Origin of the sequence: Microvirga brassicacearum (genome assembly GCF_008757455.1) — a bacterium.
GTDB classification, from domain to species: Bacteria; Pseudomonadota; Alphaproteobacteria; order Rhizobiales; family Beijerinckiaceae; genus Microvirga; species Microvirga brassicacearum.
This window is the reverse complement of the sequence record NZ_VCMV01000003.1, coordinates 245362-270999: the sequence shown is the minus strand read 5'-3', so window position 1 is coordinate 270999 and position 25638 is coordinate 245362. Positions and strand designations below refer to the sequence as shown.

The following is a 25638-nucleotide window of genomic DNA, read 5'->3' as shown; positions in this document are numbered from 1 at the left end:
CTAGCAGGAAGAGTGACAGTGGTCCGAGTGGAACCAACCCAAATCCCCGACGTGAAGATCGTCCGCACCACGGTTTTTACCGACGCGCGCGGTTATTTCGTCGAAGACTACAACCAGCGCGCCTTCGCCGAAGCGGGCATCCACGATGTTTTCGTTCAGGACAATTCTTCGTTCTCGACGCGGATGGGAACGATCCGTGGCCTTCATTTCCAGACGGAGCCGTTCGCGCAGGCCAAGCTCGTCCGCGTAGGGCGCGGCCGGATACTGGATGTCGTCGTGGATTTGCGCAGGAGCTCGTCGACCTACGGCCAGCATATTGCGCTGGAACTGTCGGCCGATGACCGTCAGCAGCTTTTCGTCCCCGTCGGCTTTGCGCACGGCTTTTGCACGTTGGAGCCGGACACGGAGGTCCATTACAAGGTCACGGCGCATTATTCGCCGGCGCACGATCGCGGCCTCGCCTGGAACGACCCTGCCCTCGGTATCGATTGGCCGGTCGGCCCGGCGCAGGCTATGCTCTCCGACAAGGACAAGACGCATCCTCTGTTTGCCGATTTGCCCGCGTCATTCTCATAGGTTCGACATTTCGTGCGCATTCTCGTGATCGGTAAAGAAGGTCAGGTCGCCCGAGCGCTTGCGGAGCGCGCGGCAGCGCATGGGGCAGTGGTCACATTGATCGGCCGTCCGCTGCTCGACTTGGCAGACCCCTCGGGCATCGGCGACGTGCTCGCCGAGATCTCGGGCGACGTGGTCGTGAACGCCGCCGCCTACACGGCCGTCGATCAGGCCGAGACCGAACCTGAGCTCGCGGAGGCCATCAACGGCATCGGCGCAGGGGCCGTCGCGGGGGCTGCCGCTGCCATGAACCTCCCCGTCGTTCAGATTTCGACGGATTACGTTTTCGACGGTGCGGCCAGCCGCCCCTATGGCGAAGGCGACGTGCCGGCGCCGCTGGGGGTCTATGGCAAGTCCAAGTTGCTGGGCGAACAGGCGGTGGCTGCGGCGACCGCCAATCACGCCATTCTTCGGACGTCCTGGATCTACAGCCCCTTCGGCCGGAACTTCGTCAGGACCATGCTGCGGCTTGCCCGGGAGCGCGACGAAATTTCCGTCGTGGCCGACCAGGTCGGCGCGCCGACGAGCGCGCACGACATTGCCGACGGCGTGCTGACGGTTTGCCGGAACCTGCTTGCAAGGCCGCACGAGCGCTCCCTTCGGGGGATTTTTCACATGACCGCCGCGGGCTCGGCGAGCTGGGCCGAATTCGCGTCGGAGATCTTCGCGCGCTCGGCGCAACTCGGCGGGCCTACTGCTCGTGTCCTGCCTGTTTCGACGAGCGATTATCCGACACCCGCGAGGCGACCGGCCAATTCACGGCTCGACTGTGCGAAGATCGCCGCAGCTCATGGGGTCACCCTGCCCGACTGGCACGCGTCCCTGCAACCCTGCATCAGCCGCCTGCTGACGGAACCGCAATCGTGAGGGACCAATCATGAAAGGGATCATTCTGGCCGGCGGTTCGGGCACCCGGCTGCATCCGATGACATATGTCACGTCGAAGCAGCTTTTGCCGATCTACGACAAGCCGATGATCTATTACCCGCTCACCACCCTGATGCTGGCGGGGATTCGCGACATCCTGATCATCTCGACGCCTGAGGACCTGCCGCGGTTCCGGCAGCTTCTCGGCAGCGGCGCGCAATGGGGTCTCCGTCTGTCCTATGCCGAACAGGCACGGCCGGAGGGCCTGGCTCAGGCCTATCGCATCGGTGCCGATTTCGTCGATGGCGGCCCGTCCGTCCTGATCTTGGGCGACAATGTCTTCTTCGGCCACGGATTGCCCGAACTGATGTCGGCCGCCCGCCAGAGACAGGAAGGCGCCACGGTCTTTGCCTATCACGTCACCGATCCGGACCGGTATGGCGTGGTTGAATTCGACGATCAATCGCGGGCGATCTCGATCGAGGAGAAGCCGCCGGTTCCGAAATCCAGCTGGGCGATCACGGGGCTGTATTTCTACGACGCCCAGGTGGTGGAGATTGCCGCCGGATTGAAGCCGTCGGCGCGCGGGGAACTGGAGATTACCGACGTCAACCGTGCCTATCTGGAGCGCGGCCAGCTCCAAGTGCAGCGCATGGGGCGCGGCTTTGCATGGCTCGACACCGGAACGCCGGACGCGTTGGTGGAAGCCTCCGAGTTCGTGCGCGCGCTCGAAAAGCGGCAGGGTTTCCGCATCGCGTGTCCCGAGGAGATTGCCTACAATCTCGGCTGGATCGACCAGGCCCAACTTATCAACATTGCGACGACTCTCTCCAAAAGCGGCTATGGACAGTATCTTATGCGCGTCGCCCGCGGCCTGTGAGCAAATCCTGCTAAAAAGACGATTGTTCTTTTTAAAGAACATCGCTAGAATTAACGGATGACAAAGCCCGCCATCGCCCCCGCAACCCATCGTGTCGAAACCCGTCTCGTCCATGATGGCCAGACAAGAAGCCCGTTCGGAGAAACCTCCGAGGCGTTGTTTCTGACGCAAGGCTTCATCTACGACAACGCCGAGAGCGCGGAAGCGCGGTTTCTCAACGAGGAGGCGGGCTACAGCTATACCCGCTACTCGAACCCGACGACGACCATCTTCGAGGAGCGGATGGCCTCGCTGGAAGGTGCCGAGATGGGGCAGGCCACGGCCACCGGCATGGCGGCTGTCACGGCCGCCATGATGGGCCAGGTGAAGGCGGGCGACCATGTGGTGGCGGCCCGCGCGCTCTTCGGGTCCTGCCGCTGGGTGGTGGAAGATCTGCTTCCGCGTTTCGGTGTCGGCTGCACGCTCGTCGATGGGCCCAACCTCGATGAATGGCGCGCTGCCGTCACGCCGGCAACCAAGGCTTTCCTGCTCGAAACTCCATCGAATCCGAGTCTCGAAATCATCGACATCGCGGGCGTGGCGGAGATCGCCCATGAGGCAGGTGCGACGCTGACAGTCGACAATGTCTTCGCGTCGCCGCTCTTTCAACGGCCGCTCGCGCTCGGGGCTGATTGCGTGGTCTATTCAGCCACCAAGCACATCGACGGCCAAGGCCGATGTCTCGGGGGAATCATTCTCGCCTCCGTCGCCTTCATCGAGACCCACGTGCAGCAATTCCTCCGCATGACCGGGCCGACGATTTCACCCTTCAACGCCTGGGTTCTGCTCAAAGGTCTCGAGACCCTTCCCATCCGCGTCGAGCGGCAAACCGAGACTGCCGGATTTCTGGCCGATTTCCTCGCCGAGCACCCGAAGGTTCAGCACCTGACGTATCCAGGCCGCGCCGACCACCCGCAGGCCGAGCTCATCCGCCGTCAGATGACCGGCGGCTCGACCATGATCGCGCTTGAGGTCAAGGGCGGCAAGGAAGGCGCATTCCGCTTCATGAACGCCCTGAAGCTCATTCGTATCTCCAATAATCTCGGCGATGCGAAGAGCCTCGTCACCCACCCTTCCACAACGACGCACCAACGCTTCACGCCGGACCTGCGGCTCGAAATGGGAATTCGGGACGGATTGGTGCGGTTCTCGGTTGGGCTGGAGCACCGGGACGACCTACTGGCGGATCTCGACCGGGCCTTGGCGGAGGTATAGGGCCATTGCGCCGAACAGCGAGCTGCGCCGACGCTCCTGCCGCAAGTTTCGGCGATGCAGGCCGAGCGGCTTTTCGCAACCGGCAACTTGCTACGGAAGCAGCAACTTTGCCTTTGGCGCTCCCTAGGGGAGTCGCTGAACCTAACAATTTCAAGCACTTAGGAGAAGGTGGGACAACGAAACATTTCGTACGTTCATTATGCTTTTCGGGCGGATAGTCCCACTGGCAATAGGCCTTCAGACGTGACGCGACACCGGATAAGCAGCTACAATGAGAAGCTTTTTGATGCGCCCATCGATTGCGAGGACCTCGAGGTATTTTATACCTACCTTGCTTGGGATCCCCCTAGCGTATCGGTCGAGGCTGGACGACAACGCCTGATACGTTCCCTGCTCAGGTTCCTTCACAACAGAGAATGGCACAGTCTTTCCAATATCCTCAAGGTAGACCCTGCCATTTCCGCTGTTGACATTCAGGGCGCCAACGCTCGCATCAACCTCCTTCTGCTTTTCACCGATGATGCTCTTGTTGACGTATGCTTTAGTGTCGGAACTCATCTCGATAAGAGGTGTCCGACCCTTTATTAAGGTGAGGGTATCCGCGCCATTGTCGATGACACCGTGGGCTCGGATCATCGCGGGTTCGATCGCATCAAGAGTAGCTTCAAGGTCTCCTGATGGGAACGGCTTCAAAAGTCGCTCGTCGTTATCGTCATCGCCGTCGAACAAGCCGCAAACGCGTCGAAATGAGTGACGCATGAATGCGTTTATAGTATTAGTCGATGTTGTAACGACGTAGTTTCCTAAGAGTGACGTAACAAACAGGTTCTGGGGTTCCACGATGAAGGCTATAATGTCGGTGGTGTAACTACCTCGTGCCGCAGGCGACATGTAGAAACGTATTCGAGGATCGAGCGTGCCACGTTTACGGATCTGCCCCGTTGCCAAATAGTTTCCCAATAGCGAAAATGCCCAGGAGAGTCCCTCGATTGAACGCGCTCCGTCATAGGCAGGCAAAATGTGCCGATCGGCGTCCTGCCCGGTATAAACCAGACGAAATTTCAACGGTTGCATGAGGCCCCCCAGCCTGAGCGTAGTCGTACGCGGCGCGCAGCAGGATGGCGAAATGGTCAAGGTTGTCTAGTATTTTCGTCCCATCCAGTTCCAGCCAAGCGAATTCAGCCATCGGCGCGATAGTCCCACCGGACCATCACTAACTGCCGATGTAGAGAGCCGCCTGGATCCCTTGCCGCATGTTCTCGTCTTGTTCACGGTTATCGAGTCACGATAACATCGCCCGATGACCGAGCGACTTTCAGATTTTCCGTGGGTGATCGTCCGCGTAGGGTGTTCTCTATGCCCTCATCGCCTGGGCCAATATCGCTTGGCTCGCCTTGCCGAGAAATTTGGCGCCGGCGCCCTGCTCTGCGACGTGATCGACCGAATCGCTTTCGACTGCCCTTGGCGGCCGCCTCCTGGACATCGACCTCCCGGCAAGTACAACCCGAAATGCAAGGCGGAGTTTATCGACCTTGGGAGCCCGCACCCTCCGGACCTCCCTCCCCCAATGCGACGCCTGCTGGTAATCGACGGCGGCAAATCGTAGGCCGAGCCGTGGCCTAGCGCGCGCGCGATAAGACAATAGGTCAAGCCTCACTTTCTCAATCCAGCATTATGTCACTCCCTCGTAAGGGCAGAATCCTGTTGAGAATAAAGTCGAAAGTGGGTTTGATCGATTTGGGTGTCGTAACCCGGATTCATCTAGGCCCGACCCGGCTGGCACCGGGCCGCTGCTGACAGTTCAAGCGATAGCTCGAACCGGTCGCGCCCTGGCAGGCGCGCCAACCTTGGCCTCTATGGCCGGGGGTGGTGGGCTATGTCCAGAGCGAGAGCTTAAAAGCCGCCGACCGTTGATGAAGCGGTTACGAACCCCCGGCCACCAGGACCGGATGTCCCGAAAAGAGGAAGTCCAAGAAACGCCATGAGTAACGCCAAAACCATCGAAGCGGGGGCGGCCGCCGATCTAAGCCACCCCGCCACAATCACTCCCGACACGCCCCTTACGTACGGCGGTGCCTTAAGCTTGATGAGGATAGCGTTTTGGAGCCAGTTCACCTGCGCTCCCGACACGATGCTGGACATTCGAATTATCCGAACGCTGGAAGAGACGATGGGCAACCCGGTTTCTGGTGACGATGGTTAGGCCGGAAACGAAAAAAAGCCCTCCCGAGGCCGAAGCCAGGGAGGGCAAGTTTTCCAGGAAGGGCCCCACTCGAGGGGCGACGGACAGGGCGAGGCCCTGAATTAGATTGACGGCTCGACTCTCGAAGACCGTGGACTATGTTCTCTCTCCGTTCACGGAGAGGCTTTATGAAACCCAGACGCCATCCCCGCCGCGCCTATGACAAGGACGGCAAGATGTATCCCCCAGCGACCGTCGCCACCACGCTCGCTGCTAGGTACAGAACGGTGACGGCCTGGTGCCAATCGCACCGCTGCGCCCACCATGCCGAAATCCCGCTCGCCGGCCTGCCGCCGGATCTACCGATTCCCGATATCGCCATCGGACGGCGCTGCTCGAAATGCGGTGGCCGGGACGTCATTATCCATCTCAACGTCACCGAACTCTACGATCGGTCGTTTGGCGGAAAAGACTGCACGCCAAGAGGTGATCCATGACCGGGACGACCCGCACGATCAAAGGGCTTCCGATCTACTGGACGGACGACGTATGGGTGACGCATTCGTGCGTGCGCGCCGAAGCGGTGCCGGGGGTCTTTCTCGTGTGGACCGACTGCGGCCGAGACGTCCCGCCGAACGCCGCGAAGACGGCCGAACCCGGCGATAGCGTATCCTGTGCGAAGTGTCTCGCGGCGGCCAATGTCCGCTGGTGACCCGCTCCGGACCTTCCCGGATTAGTTCTCCCATTGGACGCTACATTCCCCAGACACCAAAGAACCTCACGACATGCCTGTTAGAGCCCAAGGTCTTTCACATAGTTTGGGCTTGGCCATTCATAGGTTAGCGTTCGCGCATGAACCTCCCTGTCCCCGTCGAGTTGCTCCTGGCCGCCTGCCTGTGCTTGGGAGCAATGCTCTACACCTCCGTTGGTCACGCTGGCGCCTCGGCCTATATCGCGACCATGGCCTTGTTCGGAGTGGCTCCGGCGGTGATGCGCCCCACCGCCTTGGTCCTGAACATACTGGTCGCGAGCCTGACGACCTTCCGCTACATGAAAGCCGACTTGTTCCACTGGCGCACCCTGTGGCCCGTCCTGATAGGGGCTATCCCGATGGCCTTCGTCGGCGGCTCGATCCAGTTGCCCGGGCACTACTACCGCCCGCTGGTCGGGGTGATCCTGCTGATCGCCGCCGCCCGTCTCCTATGGCCGGGAATGACGAAGATCGCGAAGGACACCCGGGACATCCCCATCGGCTGGGGCATCGTCTCGGGCGTCGGCATCGGCCTGCTGTCGGGCCTGACCGGCACCGGCGGCGGGATCTTCCTATCCCCGTTGCTGCTGTTCATGGGCTGGTCCGAGACCCGAACGGCTTCGGGCGTCGCGGCAGCCTTCATCCTCTGCAACTCGGTCGCCGGCCTCCTAGGCAATATCGCTTCCGTGCAGTCCCTCCCGGCCGAACTCCCTCTCTATGCCGGCGCGGTACTCGTGGGTGCCTTGGTCGGTACGACGCTTGGGATAAAGCTGGCCAGTCCAGCGATCCTGAAGGCCCTTGGCATCGTGCTGGTCATCGCGGGCCTTAAGATGCTTGGAGTCTATTGACCACGACGGATTTCGATGGCTGCGCTCCATAGACGGCCTTCCGCGAAATTCTGCTCATAGATCCGGGAGGTCTTCAAATAGCACGAAGCGGACCTGCTAATCCTCCCGCACGCCTTTGAACGAAGGGTGCCGAAGGTTTCCGTCAGCGGTCCAGCCGCGATATTCGACCTCGACCCGGATCTTTGGCTTGGTCCAGATGACACCCCTGTCCCTCATCCCGAAGACGGGTGGCTTGTCGGTGATGAATTTTTTTAGCCGCCGCTCAAGGTCGGCCGCGCTGGACCGGGTGAACCCTGTCCCGACGCCGCCCGCTGAAATGAGCGTGCCGCTTTCAAAATGCGCGAGCCGAATGCTCGCAAGCGCGCCGGCCGTCTTCTCATAGCCGATGACGAAAAAGGTGTCGGATTGAATGCATTTCGTCTTGAGCCACTCCTTGACCCGCCCGGAGGTGTAGGGCTTGTCCCGGCGCTTCGAGACAATCCCTTCCAGCCCATGGTTGCAGGCATGGCGGAAGATAGTTGGCCCATCTCCTTCGATCTCGACGGAAAGCATGATGGTCCGGCTCGTCGGGTCTAGAACGGCTTCGAGCGCATCTCGACGCCCCTCCAGCTTCCATGGCCGCAGGTCGTGCCCGTCGAGAAATAGGAGGTCGAATGCGTAAAAGACAGCGACGTCGGCTGCGAGGCGACCTTTGATGCCAAGAGCCGCTTGCAACGCGCCAAAGTCAGATCGTCCCTCAGCGTCCAGAACGACGGCCTCACCGTCGATCACTGCGCTATGGACCGGCAGGGCGGCCATCGCCGCCGCAATAGCCGGGAAACGGTCGGTCCAATCATGGCCGCGGCGGGTTCGGATCGTCACCTTCCCATCCTCGAGATAGGCCGAGAGGCGATAGCCGTCCCATTTGACCTCGTGCACCCATTCCGGCCCGGTCGGTGCCTTGGATACGAGAGTCGGCAAGCAAGGCTCGATCCAGCCAGGGATCGGCAGATTGAAAAGCTCGGGCTGCTGAGGCGTCGCCGATCGACCGACGATTCGCCGGCTTGCAGTTCGTGGGCTGGGGACGCTGGCGCGCTGGATCGGGCGGCGGGGCGGCTTTGCCATGTGGCGAAGCGTGCCCCAGCCTCCCTAACGAATCCCCTGAGCAAGAGGGGTAGCGAGCCGGTTTTTGCGGGGTGTGGTTAACGGGGTCTAGCTCACTCGCGACTGCTTAATAAGCTCCTTGACCAAGCCGTCGAGCCTGTCGCCGAGGTTCTCGATCGCACCCGCCAGACGGCCCTCCACCTCTCGCAGCACTTCCCGCGACACCAGGCGCTCGGCTTGCGAAAGCTGATGGGCATTGATCGCCGCCTGTAGGAGAGCGACTTTTTCGTGCGCTTGACGCGCGCTCTCCATTGCGTCGGCGGCCGACCGAATCGCAAGATCCGCCTTTTGACTTGCCGTCAGCCAAAACCGTAGCACCGCGACCGCACTACCGACCAAAGTCACGAGCGCAACCAGGTTGAGTTCCCATGTGAACGAAAATGGCATCATTTGTTCCCGCACTCTCTGGCGTGCCCGAAGGCGATGAAACGACCGTCGCGCGGCGAACGGCGGGGGCGATCACGCCCCGATCGGCTTCTTGGCCTTCCAGCGGCCGTAGAGGACAGTGCCCGCGCCGAACGCCGACCCGATCCCGGTCATAACCGCCGTCGCGAGCATCTGTTCTTCGGGGGAGAAGACCCGGCCGATAAGGGGTGCAACCATTGGTGATGCGGCCGCGATGATGGCGCCCCAGGTCACCCGGCTCTGATACCAAGGCTCGTTGTTCGTGAGGTGCTCGATCGCCGGAGCGATCGCCTCAGCAACTTCTTTCTTGATCTGCGGGGCGTCCGCGCGGGTGATGTCATTGTTCGGTGAGGCGACGAGCTTATCGACGACCACTTTGGCGATGTCGAAAATAAACGGGATTGCGGCTGCAGGGATAGGCATTTGCGGGGTTCCTTTCGGTGACGGTCAATCGAACGGAGGCAGAGGCACTGTCTGACCGGCCAGCGCATGCGTGCAGTCGTCGAGGAACTGGATCTTTCCGTCCGTCACGAACGAGTGGCAGATCGAGCACTCAAAGGGCGCTTTCTTCCCGAAACGCTTCTCGTAGGTGCACCAGCATTCCTCGCTCGCCTGGTGCCCTGCCACGTAGTGACCGGAGGTGACGAGGACTGACGGCGTGAAGGTCGGCTTTTCATAGTTGCCGTTGAAGCCCCAGCACGGCCGAACCTCGCCCTCGACTCGGACCATGTGAGCCCCGTCACAACCGGGGCACCAAAAGAAAAGGTGTCCACCTTTAGCCTTCCGGAGAATTCCTTCTTTGCTCATGGGATCATCGCCTTGATGGATGAGGTGTCGATGCCAAGTACCGACGCCACGGCGACGACGAGAGCCACCACGGCGGCGACGAGGGCGCCGTTCGCGACGGTGCTCGTAGCCGGCGGAGCGGGAGCGCCCGCCGTCGACTGCGGAGACCAAGGTGTGTCCTTAATCTTCCGCCACTTGTTGTGATTGGCGGCAAACCTGATGTGGTACTTGTTCGCCTCGTATCCGACGCCGTTGTAGACGCGGACGATCACGCGACAATCATCTGGCGTCGTCGGGCGAGTCAGCTTCGCGAGAGCACGGAGATCATCATCTATCTTGTTCGCGATGATGAAGTTCACGGAAGCGTCGAGATGGTTCTCTTCATCGGCACAGAACGAAGTGACCATCTCTTGAGGCGTGTCGTATCCAGCGTCGATGTGGTTCTCGCCGAGGATCTGTCCCAATCCCCACGAGCAGGCTTTTATCGCGGCCGTCTCGTCTATCGACAGTGCTCGCGTAAGCCGCGGGTAGGAATCGCTTGGGTATGTCCCTGTCCTCCAATTTGGATAGGCGATCCCGAGTGCCATCGCCGCATCGCGCTTCGCGCCTGCAGGGAGGTTGCGATAGAAGACATGCGGCTCGAATAACAGTTGCGGCCGCCCCTGCTTGTCGAATCCGGATCCTCTGCACTCGGTATCCATGAACGCGTGAAGCTCGTCTTCACCGACGCCGATGCGATGGCCGATACGAGGGATGTCGAGATCCTCAAGACGTTTCGCCGCTCCTTTGAACCCGTTCTCGCGCAGCTTCGCGAACGCAGCGGTAACATCCGTCGTCATGGTGACCTCGTAAATTTTTGAGAAGCAGTTGAGCGGCCGATCGGCGCACGACGGCTGGTTATTTCCTGTAGAATTCCCAGACGACGTTATCGATATCCATCGTGTGCTCGACTTGCGTGGCTGTGATCCCGTTCTGGATCTGATTGTAGTTTCCACTTGTCGGCATCGTGCGGCAGTTAAGGATCTTGCAGACCTCGACCCCATCCTGTCGAACAATCACAAAGCCGTTGGCATCGTCCGCGCGCGAGTAGCCAACTTCGGCCTGCAGGATCACGAACGGCCCTCTCGGAAAGGCCGGAACGGTCGGTGATGTCCGGTTTTGGTCGTCACTTCGAGCGCGAGGTGAGCCAAATTCGCGATCGATACGGGGCATCTGATTGCTGCCCCACTTGATCCGCATACCCACGGAACCGTTCGCCGTGTTCTCCGCGTCCCACCAATAGAGTTCAGCGAGACTGTTCGCGCCCGGTATCCGCAACTTGATGGTAGTCAGAGTCACGTCGCCAGGCTGAATTGTTAGACCGCTAAGTTGGCGGGTCAGTCCGGCTTTCGAGATGACGCTGCCACTCGGCTGCGCGTAACACCGCAGAAGGGCTGTGCTGCCGGCCGGCGGCGTGTCCGTCGAACGCTGGACCAGGTTGCCTGGATTATTGGTCGGATGACCCTCGCTATACTGGATGCTCCCGTATCGCGACGGCCAGGCACCAAGCATTGCGCCGGTTGTGGCGTCTTCCATGGCGGCGGATAACGTCGCTAGCAGGGTGCCCTCAATCGGGTTGGGGGGCGGAACTTCAATCTCGGGCGTCAGCGTGACGCCAACAGCGAGAAGATAGGTGCGGACGCGCGACCGCAGCGCGTCGGACTGTGCCTTGGTCAAGGACTGCCCAATCCACGCGAAATGGTGCATCGCGATAATGCCGCTGGTATTGGTGGTTCCGATTCGACCGAGTTCGATATTCGCGCCGACCGCAGAGGATGCGACAGCCGTAGTGACTTCCTCGGTGCCGACGCGGCTCTGATAATTGGCGGCCGCCGCGCGCGAGATGCAGACGTATTCGGAGCGACAGTCGAACGTGTGGTTGGGCGCAGAGGTCGTTGCGTCGTTGCATCGCGTAATGGGGTCGCCATCGGCTGATTGGGTCTGGATACGCAGATTCGTGTGACCGATAATGCAACCCGCACCCGTTTGGCCGGTGATCCAGCCAGCAATGGAGATGTTGTCGAGCGCCGGTACGCCGATGGCGGTTGCGGGGTTGAACCCTGTATCGAGCGCGGTCAAGGAGCCGCCGGGGAACTGAAAGCCACGATCCGCGGTAAAGGTAGGAGTGCCGACATTGACGAGATCGGCGGTGTCGGCGAGCCAATTCTGCCGCGCTGCCTGCTCGGTATGAGCCGCCTCTATGAACAAGCGATAACCGCGCGCGTACACGCCGTCTTCCTTCAATCCCTTCATGAGCGTGTTGATGTGGCCCTGCCGGGTAGCATCAGGCTGGACGTCGAAGCGGGCCAGCAGCGCCGTCGTCTCTGCCTCAGGCTCGAGGACGTCGAGCACGGCGATCGCAAAGGTCTTGTCGAAGGTCAATCCACCTTGATCGGTGAAGCGCACGGTGATGTTGTGACTCTCCGCTGCTTCAAAATCGGTGGGAACCGAGCCGGCCTGCAAGGCGGTTCCAACGATCTTAAAGCGGCCGCCCGCATCGTTGAGCAGCGTGAAAGCGCCCGTAGCGCCAAAATCGGGGTCGGTGAACGACAGGGTTCCAACCGACGTTCCCTCCGCAGCCGACTCGCTGATGCTGGCGGCCGACAACGCAATGCCGGTGGGCGGGCGATTGAGCCACGCCGAAGCCTTTGCAGAGGCACCGGGCCTGATGGGGCTGAGGATCACGCCGTGGCTCCCTCGATCGCCCAGACAGCACTTGTCCCGCCGGCATTCGACACGACACGAAAGAAGACCTCACCGTATTGCTCGGCTATGCCGACGTGAGCACTCTTTGAGGCTGGCACTTGCTTGGTCGCACCGGCGGCCAGAGCCCAGACGACGGCGCCTGCACCGAGCCGGCGGACAGCACACCCCTCACCGGGAAGCCAGTTGTTCGGCAGGGTGATGGTGACCGACGACGCGCTATTGACGTGAAGGTAAGCCGACTTGTCGGCGGGATCGAGAGCGTGAGACGCTGTGAATGTGTTGATCGGCGCGCTCGCGAGCCAGTCTGAAAGCGTCCGCGGAGTCCCACCGCCGCCGGTCGGAAGATACTTCCGATCATCGATCGCAGCGCGTACGCGCAAAGCCGACATTATTTTGGTATTTTCGGTGCCTGCCTTCGCTTCGGCGTCTGACGCTACCGCTGGTGAGGTGCCGTCCGCGCCGGCCGGTCCCGCCGGTCCGACAGGGCCTTGTGGCCCCACTTCTCCGGTTGGACCGGGGACGCCCTGGATACCTTGCGGGCCGGGGTCGCCCTGAAGGTCCGAGAGGGTGAATATGTTGCGCCACGCGTCGTTCGGCTCTGCCTCGTATTTGTATTGCACTAGACCGGTATTGACGCGCAGTTGGACCGGGTCGCCCCGCGGCCCAGGGTCACCCCGAAAGCCGCGATTACCTATCGGACCCACCGGACCGACCGGGCCGGTGAGCGCCGGCGATGAGAGCCATCCCTCGGGACCAAGAACCTCGAGCTTGTCCTCAACCCACCTCGTCTCGATGTTGATGGCTTGCAGGAGTTCGCTGATTTCAGCCTGCAGTGCCGACGCCCGCTCGATCTGGCCGAGAGCGGTTTGCGTGGCCTCGGCCAATTGCGCCACCAGAGCAGGAGCCGCATTGGCTGCATCGATGAGCGACGTGACGGAGCGAATATCAGACATCGTTTTTCCCTTGCGGCTCTAGCCGATATTCGATGACGGCACGGAGCCGGCCTCAACATTGCTCGAGTTAGATCGAGCCGAACCCGTCTTGGTCCGACTATCCTTCCCGGCATCGTTCTGCGGCTGTTTCAAATCCAGTTGGACGGTGTATCCGCTCCGCTTCGAGAGGGTGTGCTTCACGCCTTCGATGCGGTAGGTGCCGTCGACGCCGGGTCGCGCTCCGGAGATGATGCAATTGCCTTCCGGCTTCGCGTCGGCGGTGCCGAGGATGGTGACCGAGCCCTCGCCCGAGTTGCGCTCAACTCGCTTCTTTCCAGCCTGCGCGCGTCGTTCCGCGTTCTTCTCGTCCGGAGCCTGGATGCGGGTCTGAAACTCCGCTGACGTACCGTCCGAATCGACCTCAACATCCTTGGTTCGGATCTTCGCTCGCTTCGAGTCGTAGAACTCGACCCTCACCGTCTTGTGGCGCGGCCGAAGCAGAACCGGCGAGACATCCCATTGGAGAAGGTTGTCGCCCCAAGTCGCGTTGATCGTCGGGAGATCCTTGCCGGAGGCAGACTTGCCGCCGTTGGTCTCGACGAACATCGCCTTACCGTCTTGGATCTTGAACGTAGCGCCGATCTCACGCGCGACGCGCTGCCCCCAGGCGATGAAGCTCTCGCCCTGCATCGCCCAATAATCATCCTTGATCGAGGCAAGGTTCTCGGAGATGACGGCCTCGAGCCCGGCCTCCTTCGCCCATTCCTTCGCGACGTCGCCGAACGTGGCGTCATCTTTGTGCTTCTGTTGCGGCTCTTTGGCCTTGCCGGCTGCGTCGACGCCTTTTGCCGAGATCCGAAGCTCACGGCCGCCGCCGCGGGTGCCGGTTGAACGGACCTCGTCGATGGTGCCGGAGAAAACCAAGCCGATGCCCTGCCCTACGTGTCCGAGATGCACTTGCATCTTGTCGCCACCCTTCGGCATGGCGATCTGTCCGTCGACATCGGCGAGAGTGATCGAGCAAGTGTCGGACGTGAGCCCGTCCTTATCAGTGACCTCAATGTTCTTGACGAGCGGTTTGAAGCGATCGGTGTAGTCCGTGCCGTTGATATCGACTCGGTACGCCGGTTCGCGAAAGGGCATGGATCAATCCCAGAGTTGGACAACAGGGCGAGAGAGGACATCCGTCGACGGCGGATCAATCGGGATTGAGACCTTCGTGCCGACCGGGAGGTAAGGTCCGACCGACGCGAGGTTTTGGTTCATGGCGAGGATCCGCTCGACCATCCCGAACATCGGCTTCTTGAAGCGGCGCCACACCATGCCAGACAGCGTCAGTCCCTCGGTCGCGACTGTGTAGGTTTCGACGGTCGTGGTCATGAGAAGAACCCAGAGATGATGGACCCGAAGGCTCCGAAGTCAGGGGCGCCGCATTGCGTAAGCGAGATCTCGAAAGCAACCTTCCCGCCGACTCCGTTGAACCCTAGCGATTCGCTGTCTTGCGTGAGCTTGCGAATGAGGAACCATCCCATCGGCGTGAAGTCGCCGCGGAGAAGGTGTTGCGGAGTGCCGGAGAGCCGAAGCGACTCGATGATGTCCAACGCGGCAGCGCCGCCGGTGAACCCTGGGCTGTTCGGAAAGGTGATGCCTTTGATCGAAAAGGTCCGCCCACCCCCGCCCATGTTCTCATAGACGGGTTCGGTGCCGAGCACGTCGTGTTCCGCGAACGGGTACTCGCCCGAGCGCGAGTGCCCAACGGCATTGAGAGGCGCAATCTCAAACGCCACAGGGCCGAGCATCATGAGCATTACGCAATCTCCGAACCGTAGTCGGAGAACATGCCCCGAAGCAGTTGCTTGGTCTCACTCTCGATACGAGCCATGACAATCGACGCGATTGCGTCCGGATCCGTGTTGCCGTTGATGTGGAACGTCGGGCTGATCGAGAGAGAGACAGGGCCTCCTCCGCCGGCTCCGTCACCTCCGCGCAACTGACGGCCGTTGAGAATCCGGCCGCGCTCGGCAGGCTGGAAGAACTCTTTGTCATGCTCGTTGATCTGGTAAAGGCCGCCGGGATAGACGTTCCCGCCATTTGCGCGACCGGCAGGATTGGCGACCGGGGACACCGCGCCGCCGCCGAGTTGCGGACGGACCGGAACGTTCACACCGGCCGAAAAGAACGAGCGAATCCGTTCCATGATTGACTGCGACGCAGCGTCGACCTGGCCAGAGTTCGCGTTGATTCCCTCCGCGATGCCTTCCGGGATCTCATAGCCAGCGGCGATCGCGCGCTGACGGGCATCTTCGGCGATCGCGGCCGTCATAGATTGCATCGTGCCGCCGCCGGTGGCGGTGAGCCGCTCCTGCCCGGTCATCCCGCCGTACTTTTGGCCGGACTCGGCGAGCGCGGATCCAGCGCCATAGAGCAACGTGCCGCCCATGCCGAGCGGCCCCGCCAAGCGGGCAATCGTGGGAAGGATGCCGACCGCAGCCGCAGCCGCGGCAGGAGCGGCGACTTCCGCTACGGCTACAGTTGACGCGGCGGCGCCTCCGCCCGCAACAGCGCCACCAATGAGGCTTTGCGTACCCCATTGCATCGCTTTCCAACCGAGCAACCCGGCACCGGCACCGGTAGCAATCGTGCCCACACCGATTGCCGCCGCCACCGCCGGATTGCTCGCGGCGGCCGTTGCCATAGCATTGAGAGCGCCGGCGAGGTTGTTCATCATTGCCATCGCCGGATCCATGAGCGGGCTCGTGAGAGCCGCCATGAGATTGTCGAGAGCAGAGACGACACCCTTCGCCGAGACGAACGGATCTCTCGATCCAAGTTCACCGGCGGCCGCGGTGCCCGGAGCACGCGCCAGGTAGCCTTGCGTGATCTTGTATTGGTCTTCCTGCTGGATGAGCTTCGTGAAGACGTCCGCGACCATCTGGGGAAAAAGCTTGTTCATCGCCTCGGAGACTGCCGAGTCGTTCGTGATGTCGACGCCCGATTTCTCCAACGCCGGCTTGAGAGTGTTCCACGCATAGAGGTGGGGCGCGGTGGCAAGCTGGTCGCGATTGAGGAAGTTGCCTTGGGCGTCGCGCAGGCCGAGAGCCTGTTGCCGCTGCCCACGCTTCTTGTTCGGGCCCGCCATGCTCGTACCGCCGATCAGGCTCGACGTCGCCGTGGCGAGAGCGGTGCCGACCCGGTCGGGGCCCATGTCGGCGATCAGCGACGGCAGGACGGTATTGAGGAAGTCCGTTCCGAGAGCGCCACCAGCGGACTTCGCCCGCTTCGCGAACGTGAACATGTCGCGCGGCTTGTATTCCATGCCCTGCACGCCGGCGGCGCGAGCCATGCCGTCGAGAAGGCGCGTGACCAGGGAGACGTCGACGTTCTTCCCTAGCGTGTCGAGGCCGCGCATGAAACCCGCAAGCTGGCTGACGGCCTCGTCGGCGCCCTTCGACGACTGAATGATCGTGAGCGCCTTGGCAAGCTCAGGCGAGATCGAGAGCGCGCCTTCCGTGCCGAGCGCCGTCGTCGCGGTTTCGCGGAGTACGCTGTGCATGTCCGTCGCGCGGATCGACGGGTATTGCGTCGACTCCGCCATGCTCGCCGCGCGAAGGCGGGCAGTATCACCAGGCGGCAGACCGGCGAGGTAGTCGCGAGCATCCTCGCGCTTCGATTCTCCACCGGCCCGAGCCGTCGCACGAAAGGCGCGGCCAGCGAGATAGGTTCCGCTTCCGGCACCAAGCGCGAAAGCTGCGTTGCGGACAACAGAGCGACCGATAGCACCGGCCCCGCGACCGTGCTCGCGCTGAGCACGATCAAGCTCCCGCTGCGCGCGTATGGCTTCGCGAGCGGTTTCGCGGGAGACGCGCGCCTGCTCTCGCGCGGCATCGCGTGCGACTTTCGCGGTTTCCTGTGCGGCCTGCCTGTCGGCGCGGGTCGCCTCCTTGGCGAGGCGAGCCTTTTCCTTCGCTACCTCGCGAGCGAGGCGAAGTTGTTCCTTTGCCGACTCTGCAGCCGCCCGCTTCTCGGCGGCCGCGCGCTGCTTCGCCTCACGGATGCCGTCTTCGGTGAGCGCGTGCTGAGCCGCTCGAACTGCCGTGATCGAAGCGATCGAGTCGTTCCGCCACCGGCGGATAGCCTGTGTCTTGAACGAAGCATCGCCGGTCTTGATTTCGGACTGCAGCGCGCGCCACGAATGGCGGAGCTTGTCGAACTCGCCGGACGTGAGACGGAGGCGGTCGACCTGAGATTGGAAACCAGATCCCCAACGGATCGTCTTCCCGGCTTCCTTCGCGAAAGCCTGGGCATTCTTCGTCGCAGCTTTGAGCGTAGTGTCGAGAACGTTGAGACCACGCGCGCCTTTGACGCCATGTGACGATAGCCCGTCGATCGCCTTCTCGACCTGGTTGATCGCGCCGGCGGCCTTCTTGGCGCCGGCGCTAAGGTCGTCCTGCAGGGAGAGCTTGAGTTGGGCGAGATAGGTTTTTGCCACTTATCGCCTCCCCTTCTTTTTCAATTCCATAAGGATGACCGGTCTAACCCTGTCAGCGCGCGTCTTCTCGATACCGCAAGCGCGCTCGTAGTAGGCGATCAGGTCGTGCCACTCTCGGTGTTCCCAGACGTCGGGGCCGCCTCCGAGGACGGCGCAACAGAGGGAGACGTAGTCTCGCCACTGACGGGGCGACGCTCTGCCGCCTCCCGCAAGCTTTGGGGCAAAAAATCAAGGAGCAACCTATCGACCGCGGCCATGTCGTCCGCATCCAGTGCGTCGATCACCTCCTTGGGAGCATCGAAGATGGGCAGATGAGCGTTTTCGCCATGTTCGACGACGTCCTGCATGAAATCGCGGACCTGGGATGCCGTCATTCGTGTGAGCGTGATGTCGTGCCAGACCTTTCCCTCGTACTCGACGGGGTACGTGAGGGGGACGCTTTTGCTGCGATTGCCGAGCAGTTTCGGCGCCGGCTTCAAGGCCGGCGCTCCATTGACTTCCTGGTTGTCCATTTTGTGATCCTTGGATTACGAGAGGCCGAGGTTTCGGCCCATGCCGGCGTAGACAGGCGCGCCGTCAATGCGGATGCCGGGAGGCCCGCGGAAGACGTTAATGTAATATTTCTCCTGGTTGTTGAGCCAGAGTTCGTAGTGGGTGATCTCGTCGACCTGGTAGTCAGTCGAGATGCCGGAATCCCGCGAGAACGTGCCCATGTCGACTTTCGTGAGGCGCCCCTCAATGACGACTTTCGCCGAGAACTCGGTCGCGGCTTCGATGTCGCGAACGTTGCCGAGGATCGTGTATTTCTTTCGCGAGCGACCGGGGGTCATGATCTTGTTCATGACGTCAGGGTTGATGCCGCGGAGCTTGAACGTAAGCTCGAGGGCTTCAAAGACGGCCATACCCATTCGCATCGTCATCGCGGCACCGCCACCGGTGTGCTCGTGCGTCTTTTCCTGCAGAGCAGGAATCCGGACCTCTTCGAGTGCAAGGAATTGCGAGTTCGACGGGTCGAGATCATCGCAAAACAAGTTTGCGGCATCCATTTCGTAAAGGGTCGCCAAATCAGCCTCCTACAGCCTGATCGAATGGAAGGGAAAGGGTCCGCGGCTTACGCCGCGGTGCCGATGGTGCTGAGAGAGGTCGCAACGCTCTGGACGAGCGTGTCGAGCGCAGCGCGGTAACGACGCGACGAGATCGTGATCTTGCGAAGGACCGGTGCTTCCTCGGCGCGGAACATGACCTGAAGATTGCCGAGGCGGAGTTCCTCGGGGCTGTTCTTGTCCGGCTCGAACCCGACGCGGAAGTCGAGCACATAGCCGCGAGCGGTGAGCCGCTCCAAACCCGTCGTCATCGTGTTCAGGATCGCGTTCACGGTCGCGACGTTGATGTTGTAGCGGCCGAGGTAATAGCGGAGGGTCTGGACCTGTGTGAGTTCGATGTAGTCGCGCAGGCGCACGACGTGGGCGAACATCCAGAGCGGATCCTCAGACAACGTGTCGGTTCCCCAGAAGACAAAGCCTCCGGAAGCAATGGCGTTTTCGACGCCGGTCTCGCCCTTTACAATGATGCCCGCATTGAAGGCGAGAAGCTCCTGGCCCTCGGTCGCGTCGTCGGTGAGGTTGAACGCCACCGGACGCGAGACGCCGACGATGCCGTAGATCGGCTGGTTGGCGATGCCACGAGCCGGAACGCCGTCCGTCTCGAAGTCGCGCCGGATATACTGTCCGATCATGCGAGGCGAGGCCGGTCGGGTGACTGCCGCGCCGGTCGCATCCAGAACCTTTACGTCCTGAACAGTCGGGTGGAAGATCCGATTGCTCTGGATCGTCTCGCGCCATGCGAGCCAAGCCTCTCGAGTCGACGACGGACCATCCGGAATGAAACCCGCGTTGAGGCGGTTCAGGACAGTCGGGATGCCCGCAATGAGGCCATTGGCGACGTTGCCACGGACCGCGACGCCAGCGGCGCCGCCCGATCCGCCCCCGACCGGGGTGAGCGTGATGGTCGGAGCGGTCGTGTAGCCCGAACCGGGATTGGTGACGGTGAAGCCGGTGATGGCTCCGCCGGAGACTTGGGCGGTCGCAGTCGCACCCGTGCCGCCGCCGCCCGTGATGGCGACGGTGGGAGCCGTCGTGTAGCCGGTGCCAGGCGTGGTGACCGGGATAGAGAGGATCCCGTCGAGAGCCATCTGAGCCGTGAAGCCAGGCGCAGCGATGAGGCGCGGCGTGACCGACAGGTCGTTGGGAGCGTCGAGGAACGCCCACATGCCCGTACCGGCGGCCTCGCTTCCGACCATGTTGGCGATCGTTTCCGCCGGGGTCGATCCCTCAGTGACCCGAACGATAACGATCTTCGCGGCGACCTGGTCGTCGCCGAGTTGGGCAGAGATCCCGGCGACCGCGTCTGCCGCCGTGCCGGTGGCGCCAAGAGCAGTGACCATGGCGGCATCGCTCGAGTTTATGAAGACGGCCGTATTGAGCGGGAAGATGCCCGCGTCGGCCGCCGGAGCGGTGACGAGCAGGCCTGCGACCGACATTTCCGCGCCGAAAGCCGGCAAGGTTTCGATCTCATCCCGGACGTGTTTGATGCCGACTACGAGAGCCATGGCCTTCTCCTGTTTTTCGCAAAAAAAATCCCGCCGAGAAGCGGGTGGGTGATGCTTTGCGGAAAGCCGCTCGGCGGAAGATTTCGTGTTGAAGGCCCTAGTCGACGACAACCTCGAAGAAAGCGTCAACATCAGCATGTGTCGTGGCAGTGCCGGCTACGATCGCCGCAAGCGCGTATGCTTCGCGCCCAAAGGCATCTCGAACGTGGTTCCGAACCGCTATGGCGAGAGAACTCATTTCGGCGTTCGTCAGCATACGGAATATTCCGTCAGCGAATTTCCAGCCGTCGCCGTCCTCACGCGCACCGATCTGGATGGCCAAGACCTCAGCCGTAATCTTGCCTTGGCTCTCCCGATCAGTGTGGACGAGCCATTCGTTCCAGGTGGATCCCTTCACCTCGAATTGCTGCCGACGATAGGCAGCATAAAGCGCCAAGTCGGTCGGTGGCTCGGATTCATCCGGCACACCCGAAGGCTTCGGGGCCAGGGTCCAACTGGTGCCGGTCCAGACAGCAACCAATCCTGTCGTGACCACTGGCGGCGGAACCGACACGGTGAACGCCGGGATCAACCACACGTTAGGCTCACGCGGCGACCGGTCCGCGGCAACAAGCCCTGTGAACTCGCCTGTAATCGATGAATATCCGTAACAGATCGGTGCTGGCATTTCGGGACCTCAGTATTTGATGCAGGCGAGTAGCGCGACGTTTCGCGGTCGCGTCTCCGGGCTACCCGTATGCTGTATAGAGATGCCGGTGCCCGCTCCGTAAATCGCGATGCCTGTGAGAGCCGCGCTTGTCGCGATATGGTCCAAACCACGATTTGAGCCGGTCGAGCCTGAAGTGCTGGTTATTGCCGAATAGCGGTCGTAGCCGTGAGAGTGTCCAGGATCGTAAACGCTGTGAGCATGGGTTGGGTCATTGACACCGTGATTGTGCGACTGGATCGTCTGGCCCTGATTTGACCCGACCGCGCGGCCGATATCGATGCCCCTACCATCATCAAAGCCGCGAATGAACTCGCCGCGGAGATCGGGAATGCGAAACGTTGTCGTTCCGTTGCCCGGTGAGTACATACCGGGATTCGTAGCCCAAGCAGCGTCGTTGGCTGCGAGCATTCCGCTAACCTGAGCCTCATTCCAAAGGGCGGGATATGCCGTTCTATTGAGCAGCGCACCATTGGCTTTCAACCAACCGGCCGGCGCAGTGGTCCTTGGGAAATAGTCTATACTGCCGGGAATGCTCTTCTGTGCGCCCAAGTTCGCCAACGCTGCGTCCTTGTTGACCACATCGGCTAGGTCCAGTGCTTTGAGAAGCGCCGCCGCTACCGACAGCGCGGACCATTGGCCGCCGCCCCAGCCTTCGTAGAAACCAAGCTGCGTGTTGTAACGAATACGCGCGCCGGACGGCGACGGAGGGCGTGCCGCCGTGTCGCCTTGGGGCACGATGACCGACGACCCGTCTAGGCCAGCCTTTCCGTTCAGAATGCTCTCAAGGTTTCCGACGTCGCTGACCGCGATGGAAGCGGGTTGCCAAGCCGTACCGACAAATTTGAAGAACTGACCGCCTGTGGCGGTGCTCGCGTCAACGTTCGTCAGGTCGTCAAGAGCGTGGCTATGATTGGACGCTGCCTTATCGTCCAAAGTCGACTGCAAGCCATTGATCTGGCCGATCGAGTGCGTGTGTTCGATAGCCGCCTTTTGCCCGACTGCCAAGATCAGGCCGTAGACATCGGCGTCTATGCCGTTGATTGCTGCAGCGATACGGACAACGTCGTCGACCATGTCGTTCGCCGCATTCGGAATCGGGTAATTCCGGTTTGGCGACCGGTCATCGATAATGGGCATCCGGGCGTCCCCTAGATCGAATAGGCGCGAAGGCGCGCGATGGATGGCCGAGCGGCGGGCGTGCCGTTCAAGGTGATGCGGATCCTTCCGAAGGCCGCCGTGTGAGAGGCCTTTTCGTACTTCGGCTCGTTCCAGTTGTTGCCAAGAACGTCCGTCAGGCCGAGCGTCAACGGCGAAAATGTCCCGGTGCCCTCGTCGACATCGACGGAGATCGACGATCCGGCCGGAAGGAACGACTTGAACACGGCGGCGATCTTTACCGCGACGCCCATTTGGAACAGACGCGAAATATAGGTGCCGCTTTCACGAATGCGGCCGCCTATCAGGATCCCATGAGGGTACAGGATCGGGGAGATCTTCTCCGTGCCGCTCAAGACGGCGCGCAGTGTGACCGTTTCGTCGACGAACTCATCGAACTCCCACGTCTGGTCGGGGGCGACCTGAATGACCTCGCCGGACAGACGCACAAGCTCGAACCGAAAGGCGGCATCGTCAGTCGGGATTTCAACAGCGGCCCGAATGACCATGTCCGAGACTTGGTCGAACGCTCCCGTCCACAGATCGATAGACTTGGTTGCCGGGGCGAACTTCGCCGCGACAATCTCGAAATGAAGATCGGTGTCCTGGTGCGGTGTCCAGGACATGCGGTTCGCCGATGAGAACAGCACACCGACCGTGTAAGGCTGAGACGAGATCCTTTTTTGGGTCGCGACGTCGACGTCACCCAACCGGCAGACGGCGACCGAGTGGTCCGGATCCGCCGTCAAGATGACGAAGCAGAACTCCCGGTCGGACGGCAGGAAGACCGGTGCCGCAAAGCGAGCCTGGATCAGGTCACCCACGGCCGGGGTTGCCATGCTGATGAAGGCTTCGGCCAACACCTCGTTCGATGGGAAGCCATTCTGCATCCGAGCCAACTGGACACGAACGCCCTTGGCCCTGTCGCCGATTTCGGTGAAGCGAAAGTTGAGGCCGACGATGAGCCGCGGCTCCGGGATCGTAAAGCTCTGAGCCAGCGGATCCGGGGCGCCACCGTTTGATCCGCCGCCGGGATCCTGGTTGTTCTGCTGGATCACGGGTTGCGTGATCTGATTGATGATCGTGATGTTCCGGATGATCGGCGTCGTAGGAGTCACAGGCGGCTTCACTGTCGGCGCCGCACGCGTGATAAGCGTCACCCGACGCATGGTCGTGATGTCGATCGTGCCCTCACCCACGAAAATCGCTTCACAGAAGCTCTCGGCGGCGCCGGTCGCATGGACCCGGCGGCGACCAACCGGCACGCCAGCCGGGATGACAAACGAGGTCGTGACAACGCCCGAGCCGTTCGCCGTCTGGACGCCAGGCGGTTTCACGTCGATCCCGTCGAACGTGAGCGTTGCCAAGTTCTCGCCGGCGCCGAAGCCATCCAGCGTTACGTTGACCGTGATCTGCCGAAGGTTGACGGCGTTGACGCGCCGGATCTCGGTAACCTCGTTGAAGGTCGTTTGGCCGGGAGGCTGGTTTGGCGCGGCGGTGAACTCTTGCGTGATCGCTGACGTCCACGCCGTTTGCTCGTCCGTCCAGAAATCGACCGGCGGCACGAGGGTCATGGCACCCGGCATGACCGTGAAGTTGTCGTACGGGTTGATGTTCATCGACCGCGTACGGAGCGGCTGACTGATGACCACCTCTTCCGTGAAGTTGAGGGTCTGGATTGTCGTGCCTATGCGCTGAAGCAGCACGTCGTCGATCGCGAGTTGCAGGACCCCCTTGTTGACCGCGGCCGTCTGGGATGCGCCCTGGTCGCGGTAGAAGTCATCGACAAAAGTGTCGGTGAAGATGCCCTTCTTGCTCACGGGCTCGCGCGAAAGGATGTCCCGCTCGCTCTCCGCCCGGTCGAATTGGTCAAGGATATCGATCAGGCGGTTGAAGTACCGGCGCTGCTCGTCATAGGTGAAGTTGTGGGTGCCATTGCTGATAACGACCGGCCGTTCGGCGACGAGAAAGTTGTTCTGGATCTCCGCGAGCTTCAGCACGTTCGATGGCGTGATCGGCGGCAAGGCGTTGCGGCGGGCCGAGAGGCCCTTCACGTAGACCGGGCGTCCGGTGACGTCCATGCACAGGATATCCGTGCGCGGGAGCTTCGACGTGTACGAGATGAGGACGGGACGCCCGTTGACACCGCCGCTCACCGTGACCGTCGTATCAGTGATCGCGGTCGGCGTGACCGATGAGTTATAGAGATAGGTCACCGTGTAGGTGGACGAAGCCGGCGGTTCGGTGCCGCCCGGTGCCCAGGAGACGGCGTCCCCGATGAGATCCCATGCGGTGTCGGGGACGGGGTTGCCGGCGTAAACGATCGACTCGATCTCAATGACCGATGAAAATCCAAGGTCATCCATGCCACCGGGGACAAGCCCGCGTGGGATGACCTCGACCGCTCGCTTGACCACAATGGCAGCTTGGACGGATTCGATGGGCGCGCGCGAGACCTCGACCACCGTTGAGCCGCCGGTCACGCCCGTAAACGTATGGGGCTCAGCGGCGATCTGCTCGAGGTCAGGTTCCTCCGGCTCGGAGTGCCGGATGCTAGCCTCTCGGATCCTCTTGAAGCCGAGGACGTTCGCGCGGCCGGCACCGATGCTGAATACCTGGTCGTTGCCCGTTTTGCCGAGCGACGTGACCTCACATCCCTCGACGATATAGTTCGCGTTCGCGTCAAAATCATAGACGGCGATCTGAGAGATGACACCCGAAAGCGAGGGCGGCGCCTGCTGGTCGATGACCGCGCCATCCTTGATGAGATAGACGCCATAGAACACGCCAGGCTGAGCGTCACCGAAGACTGACCAGGAGATCGTCTCGATTACGCGAGCCGCACCGGGCTCGCCTTCGGCTTCCGAGCCAGGATGGAGGCCGACAAGGTTCGGGTCGTCCAACTCGTCGATCGAAGTCTTGAGCAGGCGCACTCCGATGGCGAATTCACCCACCATCTGGATATCCGGAAAGAACGCGGCGGCGACCGGACGGATATCGCCTTCGACATAAATCTCACCGGCCGAAAGAGTGGCGGTCTCAGCGTCGGTGTCGATGATGATGTCGGCGCCGGAGATCCGGTCGCCGTCCTTCGCCGTCATGTTGCCGACCCGGCGATTGCGCCGCTCCGTGATCGACTGCAGTTCGTTGATCTCCGCACCCTGAGCAAAGCGATTTTCACGCACCACGACTCGCGCCCAATCGGGGTTTTCCGCCGAACGGTCGTAAGCGTCGGGAATGCCGGACGGATGCTCGTTTGCCATGATGGC

General features: G+C 61.7%; 26 protein-coding genes. 8 read left to right on the top strand and 18 right to left on the bottom strand.

Translation table 11 applies throughout. From position 1 onward, the window contains the following. Nucleotides 1-18: 18 nt before the first annotated feature. Genes rfbC through FEZ63_RS02990 form a run of 4 tightly spaced genes read left to right on the top strand, consistent with a single transcriptional unit; the run spans nt 19 to nt 3616 of the window. Complete coding sequence (gene rfbC / locus FEZ63_RS03005; RefSeq protein ID WP_150942336.1) at nt 19-576, top strand: dTDP-4-dehydrorhamnose 3,5-epimerase; 558 nt, start codon at nt 19-21, stop codon at nt 574-576. Between the two features lie 12 nt (nt 577-588). Beyond that, nucleotides 589-1482, top strand: a complete 894-nt coding sequence (rfbD, locus tag FEZ63_RS03000; protein ID WP_150942150.1) for a dTDP-4-dehydrorhamnose reductase — start codon at nt 589-591, stop codon at nt 1480-1482. A 10-nt stretch (nt 1483-1492) separates the two neighbouring features. Further along, nucleotides 1493-2362 (top strand): glucose-1-phosphate thymidylyltransferase RfbA, encoded by an 870-nt coding sequence (gene rfbA, locus FEZ63_RS02995; protein ID WP_150942149.1) that lies wholly within the window; start codon nt 1493-1495, stop codon nt 2360-2362. Nucleotides 2363-2419: 57 nt separating this feature from the next. Then, nucleotides 2420-3616, top strand: coding sequence for an O-succinylhomoserine sulfhydrylase (locus FEZ63_RS02990; RefSeq protein ID WP_150942148.1), 1197 nt, complete (start codon nt 2420-2422; stop codon nt 3614-3616). Nucleotides 3617-3853: 237 nt separating this feature from the next. Here the strand turns inward: FEZ63_RS02990 and FEZ63_RS02985 are convergent, their stop codons facing one another. Continuing rightward, entirely contained in the window at nt 3854-4690 is an 837-nt protein-coding gene (locus FEZ63_RS02985; protein WP_150942147.1) for a DUF7946 domain-containing protein, read from the bottom strand. A gap of 907 nt (nt 4691-5597) precedes the next feature. Here FEZ63_RS02985 and FEZ63_RS02975 point away from each other — a divergent pair. From FEZ63_RS02975 to FEZ63_RS02960, 4 genes are all read left to right on the top strand, one after another. Next, nucleotides 5598-5819 carry a hypothetical protein gene (locus FEZ63_RS02975; protein WP_150942145.1) on the top strand — a complete coding sequence of 74 codons (222 nt, stop codon included), beginning with the start codon at nt 5598-5600 and terminating at the stop codon, nt 5817-5819. Nucleotides 5820-5986: 167 nt separating this feature from the next. Continuing rightward, entirely contained in the window at nt 5987-6295 is a 309-nt protein-coding gene (locus FEZ63_RS02970; protein WP_150942144.1) for a hypothetical protein, read from the top strand. Continuing rightward, nucleotides 6292-6510: a hypothetical protein gene (locus FEZ63_RS02965; RefSeq protein ID WP_150942143.1), complete on the top strand. Its 219-nt coding sequence runs from the start codon at nt 6292-6294 to the stop codon at nt 6508-6510. The genes FEZ63_RS02970 and FEZ63_RS02965 overlap by 4 nt, the downstream gene beginning before the upstream one ends. 140 nt (nt 6511-6650) lie before the next feature. After that, complete coding sequence (locus FEZ63_RS02960) at nt 6651-7397, top strand: sulfite exporter TauE/SafE family protein (RefSeq protein ID WP_150942142.1); 747 nt, start codon at nt 6651-6653, stop codon at nt 7395-7397. A 96-nt stretch (nt 7398-7493) separates the two neighbouring features. On the opposite strand, the gene ligD is transcribed toward FEZ63_RS02960, so the two are convergent. The 17 genes from ligD to FEZ63_RS02875 form a co-directional block, all read right to left on the bottom strand. Then, nucleotides 7494-8357 carry a non-homologous end-joining DNA ligase gene (gene ligD, locus FEZ63_RS02955; RefSeq protein ID WP_244622607.1) on the bottom strand — a complete coding sequence of 288 codons (864 nt, stop codon included), beginning with the start codon at nt 8355-8357 and terminating at the stop codon, nt 7494-7496. A 231-nt stretch (nt 8358-8588) separates the two neighbouring features. Next, nucleotides 8589-8930: a choline/carnitine O-acyltransferase gene (locus FEZ63_RS02950; protein WP_150942140.1), complete on the bottom strand. Its 342-nt coding sequence runs from the start codon at nt 8928-8930 to the stop codon at nt 8589-8591. A gap of 69 nt (nt 8931-8999) precedes the next feature. Then, nucleotides 9000-9368: a hypothetical protein gene (locus FEZ63_RS02945; RefSeq protein ID WP_150942139.1), complete on the bottom strand. Its 369-nt coding sequence runs from the start codon at nt 9366-9368 to the stop codon at nt 9000-9002. Nucleotides 9369-9392: 24 nt separating this feature from the next. Further along, a complete protein-coding gene (locus FEZ63_RS02940; RefSeq protein WP_244622606.1) occupies nt 9393-9674 on the bottom strand; it encodes a ubiquitination-like system serine protease family protein in 282 nt (93 codons plus the stop codon). A 74-nt stretch (nt 9675-9748) separates the two neighbouring features. Continuing rightward, a complete protein-coding gene (locus FEZ63_RS02935) occupies nt 9749-10570 on the bottom strand; it encodes an N-acetylmuramidase domain-containing protein (RefSeq protein ID WP_150942137.1) in 822 nt (273 codons plus the stop codon). 58 nt (nt 10571-10628) lie between these two features. Continuing rightward, entirely contained in the window at nt 10629-12455 is a 1827-nt protein-coding gene (locus FEZ63_RS02930) for a cadherin repeat domain-containing protein (protein ID WP_150942136.1), read from the bottom strand. Further along, nucleotides 12452-13429, bottom strand: coding sequence for a collagen-like domain-containing protein (locus FEZ63_RS02925; RefSeq protein WP_150942135.1), 978 nt, complete (start codon nt 13427-13429; stop codon nt 12452-12454). Before FEZ63_RS02925 ends, FEZ63_RS02930 begins: the two co-directional genes overlap by 4 nt. An 18-nt stretch (nt 13430-13447) precedes the next feature. Then, entirely contained in the window at nt 13448-14551 is a 1104-nt protein-coding gene (locus FEZ63_RS02920) for a phage late control D family protein (RefSeq protein ID WP_150942134.1), read from the bottom strand. 3 nt (nt 14552-14554) lie between these two features. Then, complete coding sequence (locus FEZ63_RS02915; protein WP_150942133.1) at nt 14555-14788, bottom strand: tail protein X; 234 nt, start codon at nt 14786-14788, stop codon at nt 14555-14557. Beyond that, nucleotides 14785-15216, bottom strand: coding sequence for a phage tail protein (locus tag FEZ63_RS02910; protein ID WP_150942132.1), 432 nt, complete (start codon nt 15214-15216; stop codon nt 14785-14787). The genes FEZ63_RS02915 and FEZ63_RS02910 overlap by 4 nt, the downstream gene beginning before the upstream one ends. Then, nucleotides 15216-17897 (bottom strand): hypothetical protein, encoded by a 2682-nt coding sequence (locus FEZ63_RS02905; protein WP_150942131.1) that lies wholly within the window; start codon nt 17895-17897, stop codon nt 15216-15218. The genes FEZ63_RS02910 and FEZ63_RS02905 overlap by 1 nt, the downstream gene beginning before the upstream one ends. A 98-nt stretch (nt 17898-17995) precedes the next feature. Continuing rightward, the gene (locus FEZ63_RS02900; RefSeq protein WP_150942130.1) at nt 17996-18409 is read right to left on the bottom strand and encodes a phage tail assembly protein; all 414 of its coding nucleotides are present in this window, start codon (nt 18407-18409) and stop codon (nt 17996-17998) included. Between the two features lie 15 nt (nt 18410-18424). Next, complete coding sequence (locus tag FEZ63_RS02895) at nt 18425-18961, bottom strand: phage major tail tube protein (protein WP_150942129.1); 537 nt, start codon at nt 18959-18961, stop codon at nt 18425-18427. A gap of 47 nt (nt 18962-19008) precedes the next feature. Beyond that, nucleotides 19009-20505, bottom strand: a complete 1497-nt coding sequence (locus FEZ63_RS02890) for a phage tail sheath protein (protein ID WP_150942128.1) — start codon at nt 20503-20505, stop codon at nt 19009-19011. 97 nt (nt 20506-20602) lie between these two features. Continuing rightward, entirely contained in the window at nt 20603-21172 is a 570-nt protein-coding gene (locus FEZ63_RS02885; protein WP_150942127.1) for a DUF4376 domain-containing protein, read from the bottom strand. 9 nt (nt 21173-21181) lie between these two features. Next, nucleotides 21182-22351: a tail fiber protein gene (locus tag FEZ63_RS02880; RefSeq protein ID WP_150942126.1), complete on the bottom strand. Its 1170-nt coding sequence runs from the start codon at nt 22349-22351 to the stop codon at nt 21182-21184. 11 nt (nt 22352-22362) lie between these two features. Then, entirely contained in the window at nt 22363-25632 is a 3270-nt protein-coding gene (locus FEZ63_RS02875) for a DUF4815 domain-containing protein (RefSeq protein WP_150942125.1), read from the bottom strand. Nucleotides 25633-25638: the final 6 nt, after the last annotated feature.

Bases quoted from the DNA above. Each gene is read 5' to 3' on its own strand.
- FEZ63_RS02880 (WP_150942126.1), bottom strand. From the start codon at position 22,351: ATGCCCATTATCGATGACCGGTCGCCAAACCGGAATTACCCGATTCCG.
- FEZ63_RS02890 (WP_150942128.1), bottom strand. From the start codon at position 20,505: ATGGCTCTCGTAGTCGGCATCAAACACGTCCGGGATGAGATCGAAACC.
- FEZ63_RS02940 (WP_244622606.1), bottom strand. From the start codon at position 9,674: ATGGTCCGAGTCGAGGGCGAGGTTCGGCCGTGCTGGGGCTTCAACGGC.
- FEZ63_RS02935 (WP_150942137.1), bottom strand. From the start codon at position 10,570: ATGACGACGGATGTTACCGCTGCGTTCGCGAAGCTGCGCGAGAACGGG.
- FEZ63_RS02990 (WP_150942148.1), top strand. From the start codon at position 2,420: ATGACAAAGCCCGCCATCGCCCCCGCAACCCATCGTGTCGAAACCCGT.
- FEZ63_RS02920 (WP_150942134.1), bottom strand. From the start codon at position 14,551: ATGCCCTTTCGCGAACCGGCGTACCGAGTCGATATCAACGGCACGGAC.
- FEZ63_RS02970 (WP_150942144.1), top strand. From the start codon at position 5,987: ATGAAACCCAGACGCCATCCCCGCCGCGCCTATGACAAGGACGGCAAG.
- FEZ63_RS02915 (WP_150942133.1), bottom strand. From the start codon at position 14,788: ATGACCACGACCGTCGAAACCTACACAGTCGCGACCGAGGGACTGACG.
- FEZ63_RS02885 (WP_150942127.1), bottom strand. From the start codon at position 21,172: ATGCCAGCACCGATCTGTTACGGATATTCATCGATTACAGGCGAGTTC.
- FEZ63_RS02875 (WP_150942125.1), bottom strand. From the start codon at position 25,632: ATGGCAAACGAGCATCCGTCCGGCATTCCCGACGCTTACGACCGTTCG.
- FEZ63_RS02910 (WP_150942132.1), bottom strand. From the start codon at position 15,216: ATGCTCATGATGCTCGGCCCTGTGGCGTTTGAGATTGCGCCTCTCAAT.
- FEZ63_RS02945 (WP_150942139.1), bottom strand. From the start codon at position 9,368: ATGCCTATCCCTGCAGCCGCAATCCCGTTTATTTTCGACATCGCCAAA.
- FEZ63_RS02985 (WP_150942147.1), bottom strand. From the start codon at position 4,690: ATGCAACCGTTGAAATTTCGTCTGGTTTATACCGGGCAGGACGCCGAT.
- FEZ63_RS02960 (WP_150942142.1), top strand. From the start codon at position 6,651: ATGAACCTCCCTGTCCCCGTCGAGTTGCTCCTGGCCGCCTGCCTGTGC.
- rfbA (WP_150942149.1), top strand. From the start codon at position 1,493: ATGAAAGGGATCATTCTGGCCGGCGGTTCGGGCACCCGGCTGCATCCG.
- FEZ63_RS02900 (WP_150942130.1), bottom strand. From the start codon at position 18,409: ATGGACAACCAGGAAGTCAATGGAGCGCCGGCCTTGAAGCCGGCGCCG.
- FEZ63_RS02965 (WP_150942143.1), top strand. From the start codon at position 6,292: ATGACCGGGACGACCCGCACGATCAAAGGGCTTCCGATCTACTGGACG.
- FEZ63_RS02950 (WP_150942140.1), bottom strand. From the start codon at position 8,930: ATGATGCCATTTTCGTTCACATGGGAACTCAACCTGGTTGCGCTCGTG.
- FEZ63_RS02975 (WP_150942145.1), top strand. From the start codon at position 5,598: ATGAGTAACGCCAAAACCATCGAAGCGGGGGCGGCCGCCGATCTAAGC.
- FEZ63_RS02925 (WP_150942135.1), bottom strand. From the start codon at position 13,429: ATGTCTGATATTCGCTCCGTCACGTCGCTCATCGATGCAGCCAATGCG.